A 16,533-nucleotide genomic window follows, 5' to 3' on the forward strand; every position below is an offset into this window, starting at 1 on the left:
ATAAAGGAGGCTGGGACAAACGTGAAAACTTCTTTTTCAACCATAAATTTGATTCGTTATACAGTAGCTTTTGTTTTTATTGTTTCTGGACTAATGAAATTACTGAATGCCGACTTGGCCAATCATTTTATGAACATCGGACTCCCTTATCCCGAGTTGATGCTAAAAATCGTCATCCTCCTGGAAATCGGCTGCGGAGCGTTGATTCTGGCAAATAAATATGTCAAAAATGCGGTTATCCCTTTAATCGCGATTATAATTGCCGCGATCCTGTTAACCAAACTGCCGCTGCTAAGCTCGGGGATCTTGCAGTTTGCCTTTAATGCACGCCTGGACATCGTGATGCTGGTTTTGTTGATTGCTTTATATAAAAGGTATCCTTGAGTTTTGTGCCAGATTGCCTGGGAGCGGTCTGGTTTTTATTTTTCAAAAAAAGTCTCTTAGAGAGATTCTAAGAGACTTTTTTGAGTATTATCTGTCGTAAAAACGGAGACCTCTTGTAAACTGTTTACCAAAATTCGGATCTGCCACTACTGCGGGATTCAGGATGTCATCCCCTTTAGGCTTAACCCCTTCTTCCACCCATTTAACAAGATCGGAGAATCCTTCTACCTCCTCCTGTTTATTAAATCCACAATGCTGAATGTCCCTAATAGCTCTTGGAACGAAGAGGTCAGAGTTGCCCTTCTCCGCTATTCTTTCGGCGTAGATTTGCTCCATACTGAATGGAACAAACAGGTCGCCAATATTATGCATCGCAAGTACTGGAATTTTAATATTACCAGTCACCTTTGGTACCCCTGTTAACCCTTGCTGTTTCGATGAAGGATCAGCTGCAACACGTATGACGGACTCATTTAATGCCTTTTCTTCAGGGGATAATGCTGGGTCATTATCCAACTGGTAAACCATATCAGTTGTATTGACTATATTACCAGGCGCCACACCGTAGCCAGGGGCTGTGGTATGTTGACCAAGCAAGAAACTCTTATAGTTTTCGAAAGCTAAGTCAAATAATGGGCGATCCCCGCCAGACATGTTCTCGGTGACAGCTTTTAGTTTGTTATATAAAATGTTTTGATTTAGGATTCCATTTTGGAATTCCATTTTTGCCATAATAGTCGGGACTGTCTCTGTTGCATAGGTGGAACTTGCTGGGAACTGTTGCTTTTCTTTTTCAATGCCAACAAGTGCCTGCGCAACAATGTTATAGCTTGCAAAATAATCAAACAGCTCCGTATCCCCAGTTACTCCGCACATTGGGAACGCGCCGTCATAGGCCTTCGGATACTGCTCCGCAAGAACAGCGGTAACATGGCCGCCCATGGAATGGCCTGTTATATATACCCTTTTTGGCTTTCCTACTTTACCATTAAAGAAAGTTCCTAACGAGTGAGTGTCTTTAACCCCTTGCGCCACATCATATCCATTCGTGCTATAACTCGAGGCTGCCCAGGCATACCCACTTTTGATTAGGTGTTCACGTAAGTTCGTTGGATTGCTTACCGTTAACTCCAACCCCTGCCCACGATACCCATGCGCATAAAGAACCAATTCACCGTTCCAATTCTTAGGAACCTCGATTCGATAGCCCGCTCCATTATGTACGCCCCAATAGCGGTCTGTCTCATAACCTGGCAAACTATCAAAAGGCAGCTTCGACTCATTCACAAAATACGGAATTCTGGCTTGGACTATTTTTTCAGGGTTAGCCTGATTTTCCGGTTTTGCTGCTTCTGTCGTTGCCATTGGGAAAGCCAGAGTGGCGGCTAGCAGGGTTACTAGAACAGATTTTTTAAGCATTTTATACCTCCTTAATAATAATAGTTTACAAGTTAAATTATCAGATAGTATGTAAACGGTTTCAAATAATATCGTTTATCAAATTCATACATATTTTTTATTTTTTCAACAATATGACTGACTCTTATTACCAAACTGACGATTGTTAACAAAAAATTCACACACTTCACCAAATATAGAGGAAGAATTTTGTAGAATTAAGGTGGAATTCTATTAAAAAGGATGGTGGACTATGATTAAGAAACCGCGGCTTATGCCGAAAGAATTATTGATGTCCCGGTCGTTGAATGCCAGAATGAATGTACTAGAAGACGAAAAGTGGAAAATAGAAAAGGGCTTTGCTGGCGAAGTGAATTTTGATTCACTGACCGACGAGATGCTTCATAAGAAATGCTGGATGATCAACGGCCTGTGGCTCAAATCCGGCGACAGCACTTTTCAAATCGATAAGAATATGATTTTTGAGAGGAAAATTTACCTCATCGATGTGAAAAACTTCGAAGGCGACTACCACTACGACACCGATGGTCGTTTTAGGAAAGCGGATAAATATCTAAACACCCGTTGGGCCAGTTAAAACGTGCAGACAGCCTATACCGCCAATTACTCCAACAATATGGAATCCATTACAATATCGAATCATACCTTGTTTTTATAAACCCCGAATTCACTTTATATGCACCTCAAAATGAATGTATAATACTCCCGTCGCAAGTAAAACGTTTTTTGAAAAAATTAAATAATGAGTATTCCAGACTTAATGAAGGCCACGAAAAGCTAGCCGATCTACTTGTTTCACTGGATTTGGTGGACTCGCCATTTGCTAGATATCCTACTTATGATATTGGGGGGATGGCAAAGGGTATGCTTTGTTGTTTGTGCCATCGACTCTCGACATTTATGAAGGGTGATAAACTGGTTTGTGCGGATTGCGGAGCTGAGGAAGCTGTAGAGGCTGCTGTCTTGAGGGGTGTTCGGGAGTTGGTGATGCTTTTTCCGGGGATGAAGATACCGACAAGTCTGGTTCATGAGTGGTGTGGCGGAATGGTGTCTCGAAAGACGATTAGAAGAATTTTATTACAAAACTGTGAATCAATCGGAAATACTAAGTATCGTTATTTTATATTAAAAGAGTAATTTTCCCTTGAGTCTCGGTATCATAATTTAATGTGATGCCGGGCTTTTTTTACCGATGACACTCCTCGAACTCCTTCTCGGGTAAAATAATCGCTTCTTTTTTACCGTTGACTCCCCTTTGACCTCCTTCTCGGGTAAAATAACCGCTTCTTTTTTACCGTTGACTCCTCTTTGACCTCCTTCTCGGGTAAAATAATCGTTTCTTTTTTACCGTTGACTCCTCTTTGACCTCCTTCTCGGGTAAAATAACCGCTTCTTTTTTACCGTTGACTCCCCTTTGACCTCCTTCTCGGGTAAAATAATCCCCTCTTTTATAATGCAGATACTTCCATTCCACCTTTACGGTCAAAAAATCAACTCTGTAATCTAACACAATGATAATAACCCAACCCCCTACCGTATAGACTGATATGCTAAACTAGAATATAAGAAGGGAGTGGGCCACAATTGGATTTAAAGGATAAAGTAAAAAATCTTCCCTCATCTCCCGGCGTTTATCTCATGAAGGATCGCCACCATACGATTATCTATGTCGGGAAAGCCAAAAATCTAAAGAAACGGGTGCAGTCGTACTTTTATCATTCAAAGGGCCACTCGCCGAAGATTAAAAAGCTGATAAACACAATACACGATATCGATATCATCAACACTGACACTGAATTTGAAGCGTTTATGCTTGAATGTCGATTAATCAAGGAAATTAAGCCTTATTTTAATCGAAAAATGAAAAACCCCAAGTCCTATACCTATATAACGGTAATAATGAATAATGGGCTGCGCACGCTCGCTCTGACAGACACGCCAATAGATGGAAATCTTCATTTCGGTCCATTTGTCAACAAATACACCGTGGAAAAAGCGATTGAAGGCATAAAGGATATCTTTAAAATCAACTGCTGCAAAAGTTCAAACAAAAACACGCCTTGTTTGAACTACGCAATTGGCCTGTGCATCGGCGTTTGCCTTGGCGGTCCTGCATTAAATGAATACAACAGAATCATGGAAAGAATCATTGCCATGTTTGAAGGCACTGATACCAGTATTCTTGAAGAAATAGAACAAAAAATGCAAACTGCCGCCCAACAATGTGATTTTGAAACGGCCGCAAAAATAAGAGATAATCTTGAGGTTCTCAACTTCCTTTTGTACAAAGAGCGGGTCATTGAATTTACCGAAGCAAACCAAAATATCGCTGTTATTGAGGACTTGGATGAAACGGCCTTTAAGTTCTTTTTAATCAAAGGGAATAAAGTTCTTTTCTCAAAAAAATACCGCCGTGAACAAGATCATTCTTCAGAAATGGCAGCCCAAATGACTCATTGGTTCAAAAATAATGAACCAGACCTACAAGTTACACGAGATGATTTGGACGAAGCGCAAATCATATACAGTTATTTAAAAAGCAGCCAATGCCAATCCATCATTATTCCAGAGGACCAGCTAGGTCAAAGTAGAGTAATTATCGAATTACTTTAAAAGCCCCTTCCAAGGGCTTTTTGTATGAAAAATTTGAATTTGCCCACTATTTTAAAATAACTTTCTTTTTTCGAAGTAATACCATAAAACATAATAACATCAAGGTTTGTCCATTATTGTGAATTGTTTTCCAGAAAAAGTTTTTGACGATTCTAAACAATAAAAGTATTATAGAATAATAAAAGGGAGGTAACTTTATGGCAAATTTGAATAAGCAGACAATTGTGGACAGTGTGCCTCAAAAGGGATTTTTCGGGCACCCAAAAGGTCTATCCACACTGTTCTTTACTGAATTCTGGGAGCGTTTCTCTTATTATGGGATGAGAGCGATCCTTGTATTCTATATGTATTATGAAGTATCCAAGGGTGGCCTTGGCATGGACAAGACCCTGGCCCTTTCCATCATGTCGATTTACGGATCACTCGTTTACATGTCGGGGATTATCGGCGGATGGCTGGCTGACCGGGTATTCGGTACATCGAAAGCGGTATTCTATGGCGGGGTTTTAATTATGCTCGGTCATATCGCCCTGGCGATTCCGGGAACCGTGGCCTTATTCTTCGTTTCAATGGTATTGATTGTCCTTGGTACAGGACTACTGAAACCAAACGTTTCCACCGTTGTTGGTGATTTGTACGCTGAAAACGACAACCGCCGTGACGCAGGTTTTAGTATTTTTTACATGGGTATCAATCTTGGTGGCTTCCTTGCGCCATTAATCGTCGGATCCCTAATGGATACAAGTTTCCATTTAGGCTTTGGCGTGGCCGCTGTCGGTATGTTTGTCGGGTTGGTTATGTTCCTTGTAACCAAGAAAAAGAACCTCGGACTTGCGGGTACCACAGTTGCCAATCCGATGTCGCCTGCTGAAAAGAAAAAGGTAATTACGATCATTGTAGGAGCAGTCATTGTACTGGCCATTCTTGCAGCGATTACGATTTCTACTGGATATTTAACTTTTGGAACATTTGTCAATCTGATAGGTATTCTTGGTATTTTAATTCCTACTGCATATTTTGTCGTGATGTACCGAAGCAAGAAAACAACATCCGTGGAACGGTCTCGGTTAATTGCCTATATTCCGCTGTTCATCGCCTCTGTAATGTTCTGGGCAATTCAAGAGCAAGGCTCAACCATCTTAGCGAGTTATGCCGATACACGGACACAATTAAATTTTGCAGGAATCAAGCTTTCTCCAGCGTGGTTCCAATCACTTAACCCGTTATTCATCATCGCGTTAGCGCCATTTTTTGCATGGCTTTGGATGAAGCTTGGGAAATATGAACCGACCATTCCGCAAAAGTTCTCATTAGCATTATTGTTCGCTGGATTATCTTTTATCGTTATTCTGCTCCCTGCATACTTTGGCGGAACAGATTCATTAGTTAACCCATTATGGTTAGTGCTAAGCTATTTAATTGTTGTGCTTGGTGAATTGTGTCTGTCACCAGTTGGACTATCTGCGACAACCAAACTTGCTCCGGCTGCTTTCTCAGCGCAAACGATGAGCTTATGGTTCTTGTCGAGTGCTGCCGCTCAAGCGATTAACGCACAGATCGTTAAATTCTATACTCCTGAAACCGAAATGGCTTACTTCGGCATTATCGGCGGTGCATCCTTAGTACTTGGAGTAATCCTATTAATGCTTGCACCAAAGATTCAGGGCTACATGAAAGGAATTCGCTAAAAATTTTCGGAAAAAGAGGCTGGTTTACAGCCTCTTTTTATTTTTCAACCATAAGATATTTTGATATAGTAAATGTTGGGTACAATACAGATGTATTCCAACTCCGCTAAGGTTAATCCCCATTCTTCTAAGTCTTCCCTTTAATTTCACACCTATTATGAATCTTTTCAATCTTGGTTCTTCTCGTAAATTTATTGACGATTTAATAATTTTTAAATTAAGATAATTATACTAAAATAATAATCTCCAACAAGGAGGAAGGAATATGGATGCAACAATAAAGTCAAATCAATCCAAAAAGCACCCACCTGGGTTGTACCTGTTATTTATGACAGAAATGTGGGAACGTTTCAGCTACTATGGAATGAGGGCGATCCTCATTCTCTATCTAACAAAATCTTTGATTAGCGGCGGATTGGGCATGAATGAAAGCAAAGCCCTGATGCTATATGGATTTTTTACTGGGGCAGTATACTTTACACCATTAATCGGCGGTTATTTGTCTGACAGATATTTGGGTCAAAGACTTGCGATCACCATTGGCGGTATTACGATGGCCCTCGGGAACATCGTCCTGTTTTCTAATCAAAGCTTTACGGCCGTCTATATCGGCCTTGGATTGCTGATTATCGGGAATGGATTCTTTAAACCAAATATTTCAACGATTGTCGGTGAGCTTTATGGTGCAAAAGACAAACGCCGTGATGCTGCATTTACAATCTTCTATATGGGGATTAACACCGGAGCATTCTTTGCCCCGTTAGTAATCGGTGCGATTACGGATAAATGGTTTGCCGTAACGACAAACGGTGTGATCCAGTATGGTTATAAATACGGCTTCCTTGCATCTGCTATCGGTATGATCATTGGACAAATTTTATTTAACGTACTTGGCAATCGGTTCTTAGGAGATATTGGCAAAAAACCAGTTGGAAAACCACAGGTTACTGGAACCGGTGCGACACAGAACCAAACACTTTCCAAAGTTGAGAAACATAGAACCACTGTTATCTTCATCTTGGCAGCATTTGTCGTCTTCTTCTGGGCAGGATTTGAACAAGCCGGCGGCGCATTAAGCATTTATACAGACAAATTTGTTGACCGTACCCTGTTTGGCTGGGAAATCCCAACCTCTTGGTTCCAATCGGTTAACCCGTTATTTATCATCTTATTGGCACCAGTTGTTTCCATGCTTTGGGTAAAACTTTCAAATACAAAGCGCGGGGACTTGCCAGTTCCGACAAAAATGGCAATCGGGATGATGCTATTAGGTGCAGGTTTTATCGTCTTATTATTTGCCATCATGCAAACAGGCAGCGATGAAAACAATATTGTCACAAAAGCAAATGTCATGTTTATCATTTTCACCTATCTGCTCCATACGATTGGTGAGCTGTTCTTGTCACCGGTGGGACTTTCATTTGTCAGTAAATATGCACCTGTAAAATTCGCTTCTTTATTAATGGCCGTTTGGATGGCAAGCTCCTTTGTAGCGAATATCCTTGCCGGACAATTAGGTGCGTTTACTTCAAGCATGGGCTACTTTGAAGTATTTTCCGTGATTGGTATCGCCGTTATCATACTCGGATTAGTACTGCTCGCACTTTCCAAGAAGCTTGTGAAAATGCTTGGTGAAGACGAAGAGAATGTAACGGAAGAACGCTTAGCTAAAGCAAACTAGAATGACAAAAGGCACTTTTCTTATGAAGTGCTTATCCTATAAAAAGGTGCTGTCTCCCGGGAGATAAGCACCTTTTTCGTTATTTAAACTTGCCGTTCAATAAATGCTTGACCGCATAGACAGGATGATAAAGCATCATCCACGGCCCCGAGTAGCGCATGACATCCTTCATTTTCTCACGGTATTTTTGTTTGTAACAATGGACTTTACAGTTGGAACAGGCTGTTTTGTTCTCGCCAAAGCGGCAGAACGTCAGTCTCATATGGGCATAGTGTTTTAAATCCTGACAGTCCTTGCATAACCCATTTGAACGGAGCCCATTTACATGCTTATGTTTTCTGCGACAAAATATCCCGATCATCTCTTTGACAATTTCTTTTTCCTTTTGAATATTTGGACCTGTATTCGGTTCAATTAAGCGGGCACCCATGTTGTAAAACCCCCTTCCGATTCTCCTACCTATCTAAACGATAGCATGAAAAACTTCATTATAATGGAAGAGTTTTTACAAATCCCGCACATTTTTAGAGTATTAATTCCGCTGCAGCATGCTGATTATTTTTTCACAAATTTCATGGGTTTCAAGGGCATCGAGTGCCGTTATTTGCGGTTTGGAATTGGTTCTGACCGCTCCAATAAAGTCTGCGACCATTTGTTGGAATCCGCGTTTCACCAAGGTTGGTTCCCAGTCACTTCCCCGGGCTGCAATCGTGTCCATCCCTTTGGAAATGACCAGTTCCGAAACATTGTAGACGGTGCGTTTCTCAAGCGGCCCCATAACTTGGGCGATTTCTTCAGTTGTCCCAATATCCCGGTTCATGATGCCGATGGCCGTCTCACCGGTCTTTGCAACAAATTGAATAACAACATGGTACAGCATGCCGTTCTCCATTCTAGCATTTACAAGGAGATTGTCCACCGGATGCGGAAACAAATATCGCATCGTGTCGACCACATGGATGAAGTCATCGAAAATAAACGTTCTTGGCTTGCCCGGGAGGTTGTGGCGGTTTTTCTGAACTAAAACAAGATTGGGGTTCGCCACCTCTTTCAATTGGTTATAGGATGGTGCATATCGGCGATTAAACCCAGCCATCAGGATAAGGCCTTTTGCTTCCGCCAATTGGACCAGGCGCTTTGCCCCTTCATAATAGTCAGTGATCGGCTTATCGACAAACACGTGAATATTATGATTTAACAATAACTCGACAATGTCCTCGTGGGAGGCGGTGGAAGAATGGACAAAGGCTGCGGTGATTCCGCTGTTAATTAACGCATCAAGACTTGAATGGATATGCTCAAACCGATATTGATCCGCTATTTCCCTCAGTTTCTCTTGATTTCTTGTATAAAAATGAAATTCCACATCTTTAATGGCCCCATATACCGGCAAATACGCCTTTTGGGCAATATCGCCGAGTCCGATTACTCCAAATTTTGTCACAGTGATCTCCTCTTTCTTATGTTCATGTTTTGTTAACCATTATGAAATACTTTGGGTTTGTTGATACCCGTTATTCAAGCAGGTCTCCAGTATTTTCAGGTTTACTCGTTCGTTCTTTCTAATCAAAGTTTGATAGTATGGCAGAAAGGCATTTACAGAAGAAATCTGGGCTTCACCGCAAATATCAATCCCCTCCACCTGCTTTTGTTTTAGCAGGACCTCTAAATATTCTGTCAGTATATCGGTCGTCATGATGCCCTGGTCCCAGTTCGTCGTGACATCTGTTCCGCAGAGTACGTCTTTATCTATACTAACATATACATTTTTGGTATGAATGGTTGAAAGAATGGATTTTATTGAGTATTGGTGTCTGCCATCAAATGGAAAGATGACCACACGAGGGCTGTTAGGGCAATGATTCATGAAGGTGGTTGGACCGATTATGACAACTCGCTGCAATAATGGCAATTGTTTCAGGGCATAAGACACCCATGTGCCGCACGAAAGCAATGATTCATCTAGGGGTTGTGTCGACCCCAGGTCGGGATGGTTGTCGAATAATACAAGTGTAAAGGGGTTGGTTAGTTCTTTTAATAACAAAAAAGAAACATAGTGGTAATTCCCGTTGCCAATGAAGGTAATTCCTTTTTGGCCGCGGTTTTTTAGACCTACTTCGATTTGGCGCAGTGATCTGTTTTCGCAATATAGGTTCACGTGGTTTATTTTTCTGAAATCAAGATTTTCATGCTCGGCCTGGAGCAGTTTATTTTGGCAAAAATACTGTTCATCAAAGTGCAGAATGCTAATGCCTTTTCTTAATAACCCCATGATCCTCATCTCCTCTTCATTTTTTTGAAAAATAAGGTTATTAGAAAAATAGATTTATAGTTCAATTATAGCATGCTTTTCCATTAACAACGGAAAAAGAGCAGCCCGTAGACGTTTGGCTGCCCGTTAAAACATACTCAACTTATATTGTTTCGATAAAAGCTCCAACAGCTTGATGCCAGCAATGCTGTTGCCTTTTTCGTCTAGCGCAGGGCCGAAAATGCCGATGCCGGCTTTTCCCGGAACCGCTCCCATAATCCCGCCGGATACACCGCTTTTTGCCGGAATGCCGACTTTAATCGCGAATTCTCCGGATGCGTTATACATCCCGCAAGTCACCATAAACGTTTTGCAAATTCTGGCCACATCCACCGGCATCATTTGCTTACCGCTTTCCGGGTCCTTGCCGTTCATCGCAAACACAAGGCCAATCCGCGCCAGCCCGAGACAGTCCATTTCAATCGCACACTGCTTTGTGTATAAATCCAACAGTTGCTCCACGTCTTCTTCAATGATATGATGCTGCTTTAAAAAATAACATAAGGACCTGTTTAAATTGGCTGTTTCCAATTCGGAACGGGCCACCTCTTCATTAAAACTAATCGCCGAGTCGCCCGCTAATCCTCGGACAAAATCAACCAGCCTTCCAAATCGCTCATCGACCGTTTCCCCTTTTATTAAATGGGTTACTACCAACGCACCGGCATTAATCATCGGATTCAGCGGTTTCGCAGGGGCCATGGTTTCCAATTTTGCAATTGAATTGAATGGGTCGCCGGTAGGCTCCATCCCAACTCGCTTAAAAACTTCGTCCCGGCCGCGGTCCATTAAAACCAACGCCAGAGCAATAACTTTGGAAATGCTTTGCAGGGTTATTTTTCCCTCAATATCACCTGCAGAAAAACACTTTCCATCAGGATAGTGCACGGCAATCGATAAATCGTCCGGATCCGCCTTTCCTAGGGCAGGTATGTAATTAGCAACCTTACCGTGTTTTGTTACTGTTCTTGCTTCATCGACAAACACTTTTAATTCATCATTTGATTGGCATCCCATTTTCATCACCCGTAGTAGTATGAGCCATTTTTGGAAAAAAACACGCAGGGATGCGCTTATCAATTATAAAAATGAGCCCTGCCAAATCAGATGGACTCTCTTAACAGCTCTTTCACTCCATCTATGATATCTAAGGGCATAACCCCGTAGTTTGACAATGTTTTGGCTTTTTCTTCACCTGCCCGGGCATGCAAGTAGCTTGCCGAGATTACTGCATTCATCGGTGATGCACCTTGAGCAAGGAAGGAAGCAATTAGCCCCGTCAGTACATCGCCGCTGCCGCCTTTGCCTAGGGCATCATGGCCGTGAGGGTTGATGTATACCTCACCATCTGGCCCGGCAATCACGGTGCGATGACCCTTTAACAGCAAGTAGATATTGTTTTCCTTTGCAAAGGTTGTTGCTATACCCAGCCTGTCGGCTTCTACTTCTTTAACCGTCTTATTAATCAATCTCGCCATTTCTCCTGGGTGCGGGGTAAAAATAACTGGGCCTTTACAGGTTCGCACCTGTTCCAAGTTGCTCCGAACCAAATATAGGGCATCAGCGTCTACTACGACCGCTTGACCAGTCAAAGTGCTCAGCAATTGTTTGAGCCACTCTTCACCGCCCGGGAACCTGCCCAGCCCCGGCCCAACCGCCACACAATCAAATTGCGGGAGTGTAGATGAAATTTGGTTGATCGCCCTTTCGGCAATATGACCGTTTTCTTCTGGCAATGGCAAAAACAACGCCTCCGAACATTGGGCCGCTGCCATAGGATAAATCCCTTCTGGTACTGCCAATGTCACCAACCCAGCACCGGAATGGAGCGCTGCTTTTACTGAATAAATAGGAGCCCCAACATAAGGACGAGAACCGCCAACGACTAGTACATGGCCGAACGTTCCTTTATGACCAGTGGCGGGTCTTTTGGGAATAGAATTTTTCACAGCATCCTCAGTAATCAATTTCGGCAGGTCGAGCCCCAAGTTTGCCGCTACGGCTGGAGGCACAGATATATCGACCGCCTTCCACTCTCCGATATAGCTTGGACCCTGGTTGAAAAAGAACCCTTTTTTCGGGAAAACAAAGGTAATCGTTTTGTCCGCTTTGATGGCGACTCCATCGACTTGCCCCGTATCACTGCTGACACCAGAAGGGATGTCGACTGAAAGGATGAGTTTATTGCCTTTGTATTCATTGACGAGCGAAATTACTTGGCTGAGAGGTTCCCGCACCGGTCCTTTTACCCCTGTCCCCAAAAGAGCATCAACAATAATATCTGCCCAATCCAGTCTTGCGTTTATTTCTTTCATCGAGGGTTCATCTAAATAAAAGATAGGCAGCTTCCGATTTATGTAAACATCGTAATGGATCTTTGCATCCCCACTGATACGCATTGGGTCTACCAGCAAAAGGATCTGTGCCTCCACCCCCAAATCAATCAGCCTGCGGGCAATAACAAATCCATCACCGCCATTATTCCCACCTCCTGCAAGCACCAGAACCCTCGGCGTTTGGTGTGGGAAACTAGCGAGAATTTCCTCCACCACCCGCGCCCCCGCATTTTCCATCAACACAATTCCCGGAAGGCCCAGATTTTCCATCGTATACCTGTCCATCAACTGCATATCCCTCTGCCCAGCAACCAGCACCGCCAATTCCCCCACAACCTTTTTTCTTTATTATATCTGAAAATAGCGGCAGCAACATATTAAGGGGAGACAAAGAAAGATGATGCTGATTGTCCACCCTGCACGGACAAATGTCTATAGCTGGTGCCTGACACCAAAAACGACACCAAAAAAAATGGCACCAAAAAAGGGCGGACTTATGCCACCCTTTATTTCTCTATGATTGATTCAAGTGATTCTGTCTTAAAGACAACATCATTCAATGCCAGCTGTAGTGTTCCTTTAAAGACAGCTCTTTTGAGTAATTGATTTCCCTGGGCAATCAGTTTTTTGACTATTTCTGCACGCATCCCCGTCAGGATGGTGGTGCAGCCCATCATGGTTAAACCATCAATGATCCGTATGAAGTTATCTGCGCCTACTTGTCCGATTGAGGCAACACCGGAAAGGTCAATGATTAATGTTTGAATTTGCCGGTTCTCAATTTCGGTAAACACCTTATCTTGGATTGTTTCAATTCGGATATCGTCAATCGCTCCAATCAGCGGCAAAATGCAAATATCTGAATTAATTGGAATAATAGGAACAGACAAGTTTTCAACAAGTTGTCTTTGCTTATCGAGCTCCTCATCCTTATATTTGGTGTAGTTGATAAAGAAATAGGTAAGAAATTGGTCTATCAATTCATTGATACTTTTTTCCATAGAGTAAAAGGCAACACGGTCGGCTTCCAGGTTCTTAAATTTGTCAAAGTTATATAAGAAATCCCATAGCGTCCTTCTAATAGCCTGAATCCACTCCAGTTTGAAGGCGAGAGTCAAGGAATGGCTTGCCCAGGCCCGTCCCTCCTGCTTCGCAAACGAGATTAATTCGTGTTCCATTCCCTCAACTACATACAATACAAGCCTATGGGCATTGCTTAATAGATTAATATTTCCGATATTTTGTATCTCTTCAATTTTGTCTCTTACATTGGTCGCCTCAGTTAGCAACCGGTCTTCAAATAATTTTTGATTTTCCAGGAAAAATTCTTTAATTGTATAGGTCTCCTCATAAAGAACATCCACGTTTCTCACTACACGTTGTGATTTATTGTGGTGCTGCGGTACTCTAATTGTAAACTCCGTTCCTTGATTTTCCCTGCTATCAATAGTAATATTTCCTCCGTGCTGGTAAATGACGGAAAAGACTTGAGCAAGCCCCATTCCTGTCCCCTCGTCCTTTGTCGTAAAAAAAGGCGTGCCCAAAAGTGAAAGTTTTTCCTCCGGTATACCCACTCCAGTATCCTTGATTGTCACCATTACCTCTTGGCCAATCACACAATGCGTCAGTGTGAGCGTTCCCACACCATTCATGGCCTCTATGGCATTTTTAATTAAATTAAAGAAAGCTTTTTTAAATTGATTTTTTCTGCCGTAGATGGCCGAGTCTGTATCCTTGAAGTTAGTTATTACTTTTATTTCATACATTTTATCTTGAAAGAGATTAATAATTGATTCAAGTTCCACTGATAAATAAATACTCTGATATTCTTCATCCTCCAAATCAGGTTTGGATACTTGAAGAAGATTGTTAAGTGTCTTCAAAGCATTGTCCAGTTCCGAATGGGCAATCTCAACGTATTCCTGTTTTTGATCATGTTGAAGAAGCTGTAAAAAACCTTTTACCGCTGTCAATGGATTTCTTACTTCATGGGCTATGCCTGCAGCAATTTGACCGATTGAGGCCAACTGGCTCACATGATGATGACTATCCAATTCATTGAGGATCCCTTCACTCGACTTCATTAGTTGAAAAACTCCTTTCCTATCATGGAAACTTACATACTATCAATATTTCAAATATTTCTACTATCTAAATATATTTTACTAGAAAATTCTTACATGTATATACGATAATCTATGGATTATTCTCCACCCCGGATAGTTCTATAAGACCATCTTGTAACTCCGTTCACCAAAAATAGGCCCTTCTAAACAGAAGGACCGATCTTTTTATGTCCGCCCGGCACGGACAAATGCCCACGAGTGGTGCCTGACACCATTTATAGACACCATTTATTAAAAATATTGCTTCTCAGCTTTTTTCAATGTCATGGTCCAATTGACGCCGGACCCGATATGGTAGGCGCTGGCAAAAGACCCTTGGTTGATGGCGATGCCGAGATTGTCTAATGAGTTGACATAAACGAGCGGTTCGCCTACTATACTGTCGGCAAATGAGCGGCCAAATGTCATAATGTTTTCATACACCTGACGCGTGCCGTTGCCAATGGTTACTTTCAGTCTGTCTCCATATTGGATGTCGGCATCTTTTAGAAGATTACGATGAATATTAGTCCATAAATTTCCAAACCGAACATCTAGGACTTCAATAATTCCAATGATTGTTTTATCTTGAATGTAAGCATGGGGTAGCGGCAGTTCGACCACTAACTGAACCTCAACCTGAGGCCCAACTTCCTCAAATGTTATAACACCAGAGGCAAGACGGGCACCTGTATACGCATAAATGTCCCGGCCATGGAATGTATACGACTCTCCGGAGTTCGGGAGCCGATTGGCGGTTTCATCCAAAATCCGTGCTTCGGCAATAAAATGCTTGATGTGCGTCAATGTGCCATTATCCGGTGTAATAATATATTTTCCCTCGATTGTTTTAACGACAATACTGCGCCGTTCGGAGCCAACACCAGGGTCGACGACTGACACAAATACAGTCCCGCTCGGCCAATAGGCAATCGTCTGTAAGAGCCGGTAGGATGCCTCCCAAATGTTATATGGAGGAATATCATGGGTTAAATCAAATATCCGGATGGAGCGGTTAACTGAATAGGCAACCCCATACATCGCGCTAACAGCCCCATCACTAATGCCAAAGTCCGATTGCAATACTAACGCCTCACTCATCCTATTCCTCCTTTTGTAAAAATTTGTCAAAAAACATAATGCCATTATTTTTTCTAACCGCTTCATTTTTGGGAGATTCAATATTCTGAAAAAAAGTTAACAATATCATACAGTAAAGCTTACCGGGTTTCAATCACAACATTGCAATTTTCGCTTATTACTCGAGTTCCGATTTGTTTACAAACGGGACAAAATCAATAATTTCATCGCCATCTGAATAGGATTGTCCGTTCACTGAATTTTCTGGGAAGGTTTCCTCATTTTCACCGTTTAAAGGTAACCAGCCGAAAAATAAGTCTCTTGCCGGGAACAGGGATTGGAACCATAAATCTGCCCTTCTTGCTGCCTCGATTTTTCCAAGAGAATCAACGACTGTAACCCAGTCCTTCGGCAGTCCCATGACTCCATATGATTTATTCTCCAGAGAAACAGCCTGTTCAAGCTGGATTTTTGGAAAATAAAAGTGTTCCCCACCTTGAAATAGGTAATTCCGATCCTTCATCAAATAAAATTTCACAGTGCTTACCCCATCATTAGGATGGATATTCCAAACCAAATGATAGCTGGAAGCATCTTTCCTGTTAATCTTCCAGAGCCTCGGCTCGCCGCTATCATCAATATAAACAGACTTCCATTTATGTTTGGACCAGACCCAATAGCTGATGCCATAGCGGTTCTCCTTGGTTATAAACGGAACTACCTTATGTCGCTCATCAATGGTAACCGTGTCCTGTATCGTTTCGGCTGCGGCTGCGGGAAATACTTCATTCATTTGTTTCATCAGCTGCTCATTTGTCGGAAACTTCGCAGGTTTTGAAAAATAAAACCAATATGCCATTAGCCCCGACAGGACGACAATAACAGCCAAAACCGCAAGAATGATTTTTTTCCTCAT

At 42.2% G+C, this 16,533-nt stretch carries 15 protein-coding genes; 6 read left to right on the plus strand and 9 right to left on the minus strand.

Going from position 1 to position 16,533, the window contains the following annotated elements:
- The first annotated feature begins 21 nt into the window (after nt 1–21).
- Nucleotides 22–384: a DoxX family protein gene (locus AR334_RS04190; RefSeq protein WP_066305463.1), complete on the plus strand. Its 363-nt coding sequence runs from the start codon at nt 22–24 to the stop codon at nt 382–384.
- An 87-nt stretch (nt 385–471) separates the two neighbouring features.
- Here AR334_RS04190 and AR334_RS04195 read toward each other — a convergent pair whose 3' ends face one another.
- Nucleotides 472–1,803, minus strand: a complete 1,332-nt coding sequence (locus AR334_RS04195) for a prolyl oligopeptidase family serine peptidase (RefSeq protein WP_066305466.1) — start codon at nt 1,801–1,803, stop codon at nt 472–474.
- Nucleotides 1,804–2,035: 232 nt separating this feature from the next.
- Here AR334_RS04195 and AR334_RS04200 point away from each other — a divergent pair, with 232 nt between their 5' ends.
- The 5 genes from AR334_RS04200 (at nt 2,036) to AR334_RS04225 (ending at nt 7,785) form a co-directional block, all read left to right on the plus strand.
- Nucleotides 2,036–2,380, plus strand: a complete 345-nt coding sequence (locus AR334_RS04200; protein WP_066305467.1) for a nuclease-related domain-containing protein — start codon at nt 2,036–2,038, stop codon at nt 2,378–2,380.
- A gap of 275 nt (nt 2,381–2,655) precedes the next feature.
- Nucleotides 2,656–2,940: a hypothetical protein gene (locus AR334_RS29840; RefSeq protein ID WP_172799152.1), complete on the plus strand. Its 285-nt coding sequence runs from the start codon at nt 2,656–2,658 to the stop codon at nt 2,938–2,940.
- 447 nt (nt 2,941–3,387) lie between these two features.
- Nucleotides 3,388–4,416, plus strand: a complete 1,029-nt coding sequence (locus tag AR334_RS04215; RefSeq protein ID WP_066305477.1) for a UvrB/UvrC motif-containing protein — start codon at nt 3,388–3,390, stop codon at nt 4,414–4,416.
- A gap of 197 nt (nt 4,417–4,613) precedes the next feature.
- The gene (locus AR334_RS04220; protein ID WP_066305479.1) at nt 4,614–6,104 is read left to right on the plus strand and encodes a peptide MFS transporter; all 1,491 of its coding nucleotides are present in this window, start codon (nt 4,614–4,616) and stop codon (nt 6,102–6,104) included.
- A 265-nt stretch (nt 6,105–6,369) separates the two neighbouring features.
- The gene (locus tag AR334_RS04225; protein ID WP_066305481.1) at nt 6,370–7,785 is read left to right on the plus strand and encodes a peptide MFS transporter; all 1,416 of its coding nucleotides are present in this window, start codon (nt 6,370–6,372) and stop codon (nt 7,783–7,785) included.
- A gap of 79 nt (nt 7,786–7,864) precedes the next feature.
- Here AR334_RS04225 and AR334_RS04230 read toward each other — a convergent pair whose 3' ends face one another.
- The 8 genes from AR334_RS04230 to AR334_RS04265 all read right to left on the minus strand — a co-directional run bounded on the left by AR334_RS04230 (nt 7,865) and on the right by AR334_RS04265 (nt 16,533).
- Entirely contained in the window at nt 7,865–8,215 is a 351-nt protein-coding gene (locus AR334_RS04230; protein WP_066305484.1) for a nitrous oxide-stimulated promoter family protein, read from the minus strand.
- 102 nt (nt 8,216–8,317) lie between these two features.
- Complete coding sequence (locus tag AR334_RS04235) at nt 8,318–9,229, minus strand: Gfo/Idh/MocA family protein (RefSeq protein WP_066305490.1); 912 nt, start codon at nt 9,227–9,229, stop codon at nt 8,318–8,320.
- 39 nt (nt 9,230–9,268) lie between these two features.
- Nucleotides 9,269–10,057 carry an arginase family protein gene (locus tag AR334_RS04240; RefSeq protein WP_066305493.1) on the minus strand — a complete coding sequence of 263 codons (789 nt, stop codon included), beginning with the start codon at nt 10,055–10,057 and terminating at the stop codon, nt 9,269–9,271.
- A 126-nt stretch (nt 10,058–10,183) separates the two neighbouring features.
- Nucleotides 10,184–11,113: a glutaminase A gene (gene glsA / locus AR334_RS04245; protein WP_066305496.1), complete on the minus strand. Its 930-nt coding sequence runs from the start codon at nt 11,111–11,113 to the stop codon at nt 10,184–10,186.
- 86 nt (nt 11,114–11,199) lie between these two features.
- On the minus strand, nt 11,200–12,750 hold the full coding sequence (locus tag AR334_RS04250; protein ID WP_066305504.1) for a bifunctional ADP-dependent NAD(P)H-hydrate dehydratase/NAD(P)H-hydrate epimerase: 1,551 nt from the start codon (nt 12,748–12,750) through the stop codon (nt 11,200–11,202).
- Nucleotides 12,751–12,938: 188 nt separating this feature from the next.
- Nucleotides 12,939–14,516 (minus strand): ATP-binding protein, encoded by a 1,578-nt coding sequence (locus AR334_RS04255; RefSeq protein WP_066305510.1) that lies wholly within the window; start codon nt 14,514–14,516, stop codon nt 12,939–12,941.
- 273 nt (nt 14,517–14,789) lie between these two features.
- Nucleotides 14,790–15,638, minus strand: a complete 849-nt coding sequence (locus AR334_RS04260; protein ID WP_066305512.1) for an S-adenosyl-l-methionine hydroxide adenosyltransferase family protein — start codon at nt 15,636–15,638, stop codon at nt 14,790–14,792.
- Nucleotides 15,639–15,795: 157 nt separating this feature from the next.
- Nucleotides 15,796–16,533 (minus strand): hypothetical protein, encoded by a 738-nt coding sequence (locus tag AR334_RS04265; protein ID WP_066305514.1) that lies wholly within the window; start codon nt 16,531–16,533, stop codon nt 15,796–15,798.

The sequence above is a fragment of the Bacillus sp. FJAT-29814 genome (assembly GCF_001510715.1).
Classification (GTDB): domain Bacteria; phylum Bacillota; class Bacilli; order Bacillales; family Cytobacillaceae; genus Neobacillus.